Here is a 3,002-nt window from a genome sequence, read left to right on the forward strand (position 1 = left end):
TCAACTAAATCCTGTAAAATGGCTTATTTATGAAAAGAGATAACACTGGATATCAGAAAAATTATCAACCTTTGATCAACTGGAGTTATACTAAATCCGGTTTAGATACTATCTTTAAATTGCAGGGATAATAGCATATAACTGAAGTTTTCAATAAAAAAAGCATTATTTTTAGGAATTGGTATAATACCAATTGATCGAGGAATATTATCAAACCAATAGGGAGGTTTCATAGAGCCTCCGTACAAAAGAATTTTATTTGTTTAGATACAAATATAAAAGCCTACATAGTCTCAACTACATATTTATAATTCTCACCTTTTTGTTCTTAATTCCCTTGCCTTAACATTTTTTTTATAGATGCTCTCTAATTCTAAGATATAATTATGAGAATTACGAGTAAAATAACAAATTCATATTCATAGATGCCAGTGTTTACTGTCAATAAGCAAAACTCTCGTCAACCTTATGACGGTTGGTCTTTAGATGACCGCGATCCAGAAGTAATTAAATCTTTGATGCCATTATGGGAATGGTTTTATCGTTATTATTTTCGAGTTCAAACCGATGGGTGGCATCATATTCCTAGAGATGAAAAAATACTGATCGTTGGCTCTCATAATGGTGGTTTACCCGCTCCAGATATGCATATGTGTATGTATGACTGGTTTAAAAGATTTGGTACAGAGCGTTTGGTTTATGGACTTATGCACCAGAATGCCTGGTCTGTTTTTCCTACTACTCCCTTAGCAGTACAATGTGGAGCAGTTAGAGCGCATCCGAAAATGGCGATCGCTGCTTTCCAAAGAAATGCCTCTGTGGCTGTTTATCCTGGTGGTGGCCCAGATGTTTTCCGTCCTCATTCTATGCGAGATAAAATCTATTTTGCTGGACGTAAAGGCTTTATTAAGTTGGCTTTGCGTGAAGAGGTACCTATTGTGCCAATGATTTCTAATGGTGCCCACGATACTTTAATAGTGCTGGCAGATGTTTATGAACAAGTGAAACAGCTCCATGAATGGGGTTTGCCTTGGTTATTTAGTCTCGATCCAGAAGTGTTTCCTATCTATATTGGATTACCCTGGGGATTAGCTATTGGGCCTTTACCTAATTTCCCTTTGCCAGTAAAAATTAATACTCGGGTTTGTCCTCCCATTGTGTTTGAGCGTTATGGACGTGAGGCAGCTAGCGATCGCGATTATGTTGATGCTTGTTATGAGCGAGTTATAACTAGAATGCAACAAGAATTAGACCAATTAGTGTTATCAACTTCATAATTTAGTATTGATTTCATTGCCCAAGAAATTTTAGCCTTCTCTTTCTGAACAAAAGACTCTGGTTTTAACTGGGAAAAGTTAGTGAAGTTCTCTCCCGTTAAATCGGAGATTATAACGGGAGCTTCTAAAACAGAGATAATTGAACTGAAGTGGGCTTGATTTTATAGCAATAAGTAATTATCATATTTTGATTTTACATTTACTGCTATATCATGTCAAGTAACTATAATAAAGGTTTTAGGTCTGTTTACTCTCTTACTGCTCATATTGTATTTGTCACTCTTCTACCGAAAAAAAGTAATTACTTCTGAGATACTACAGCAATTGAACAAAATATTTGATCAAACCTGTCAAAAGTGGGAATGTGAGTTAGTAGAGTTTAATGGTGAAGTTGACCATGTACACTTATTAATCACATTTAACCCAAAAGTTCAATTGAGCAAATTTATAGCAAATCTCAAAACTGTTTCTAGTAGGTTGATCAGGAGAGACTTTGCTGATTACCTAGCCAGGTTTTACAAGAAACCTGTACTGTGGAAGGGTTCTGATTTTGTTGCTAGCTGCACCAGGTGTAACTATTGAGCAATTAAAGGAATATGTTGAACATCAATCGACACCTATTTAATTTGCTGTCGGGAATTGCCGAATCTAATTGGATATGGAGTAAAATCCCAATTACAAGTGGAGCAATAATTAACTTTTTCTTCTGTATATTTCGTATGACATATCGGACATTGATTCATATTATTTAATTCTTCTTATGAGTAAATATTGACAATAGTTTATATTATTATACCCAATACTGTCGCCGACAACTTGTAGATAGTCCACGAAATAAACCTATTTAAATATCTTGTGCAAGAGAATTTAGGAACACTCCATGAAATATCCCTACAAGGGTTTCATAAAAGGAGAATAATCTTAAATAATTTCCAACTCTAAATTATGACTTTTAGCAAAGTTATGAGTAAAATGATCTACCTCATTTGTATCACTCAATTCTAAGTTGTAAAAATCTACAAATTCATAATCTGAATATGGTCCCGCGTGCCAGGTTCCCACCTCTAATTTAATAAAACAATTCCCGGGAATTTTAAAAGCAACTACATCTTCTAATTTTGGTGCATTCTCTACACAAGGTGGAGCAACTGCCATTAACCATTCCTTAGCTTCTAGGGAACCCAAACATTGAGTACATTTTATATGACGAGTAATTTTAGTAAATTTTCGGTCTTTTCCAAATAACCGCATAATATAGAATCGTGGCGTACCATTTTCTAAATTTAATTGAGCATCGTCTTGGTTATATTGTTTATCATCTCCTGTTGCCCAAATTACTTGTCCAAAAGGTCGAAAATTCTCTGGTGTAATTTCTTGGGCAAACAGTTGTTTAACTACTATTGATTTACTCATTTTTGATTCTTATAAAATTTAGCTATACAAGTTTTTTTTACAGTAGATTTGACCAGGCGTGAGATACACACATAGGGGGCAAGATGCCCACACTGGGAACATTTAATTATTAATATTTGTACTTCTTATACGACCGAATCTACTGTATCTTTTCTATGGCGGGTTTAATCATGTTCGGATAATTACTTATATCATGTCCGGTTAAACAGTGATAAATAAATAACTACGGAGTCCTCAGGAGTCAGGAGTCAGGAGTCAGGAGGAAAGAGGTAATAAAGAAGAACAACAGGAGAAGAAGGAGAAAGTTTTTTT

At 34.8% G+C, this 3,002-nt stretch carries 2 protein-coding genes and 1 pseudogene; 2 read left to right on the top strand and 1 reads right to left on the bottom strand.

Annotated features, from left to right (window positions below; translation table 11 throughout):
• Positions 1-425: 425 nt before the first annotated feature.
• Positions 426-1,277: a lysophospholipid acyltransferase family protein gene (locus tag F6K13_RS26110; RefSeq protein ID WP_124147351.1), complete on the top strand. Its 852-nt coding sequence runs from the start codon at positions 426-428 to the stop codon at positions 1,275-1,277.
• Between the two features lie 212 nt (positions 1,278-1,489).
• Positions 1,490-1,902 (top strand): annotated as a pseudogene (gene tnpA / locus F6K13_RS26115) (IS200/IS605 family transposase).
• Positions 1,903-2,198: 296 nt separating this feature from the next.
• Here tnpA and F6K13_RS26120 read toward each other — a convergent pair.
• The gene (locus F6K13_RS26120; RefSeq protein ID WP_124147350.1) at positions 2,199-2,690 is read right to left on the bottom strand and encodes an ureidoglycolate lyase; all 492 of its coding nucleotides are present in this window, start codon (positions 2,688-2,690) and stop codon (positions 2,199-2,201) included.
• Between the last annotated feature and the right edge of the window lie 312 nt (positions 2,691-3,002).

The sequence above is a fragment of the Okeania sp. SIO2B9 genome (genome assembly GCF_010672505.1).
Classification (GTDB): Bacteria; Cyanobacteriota; Cyanobacteriia; order Cyanobacteriales; family Microcoleaceae; genus Okeania; species Okeania hirsuta.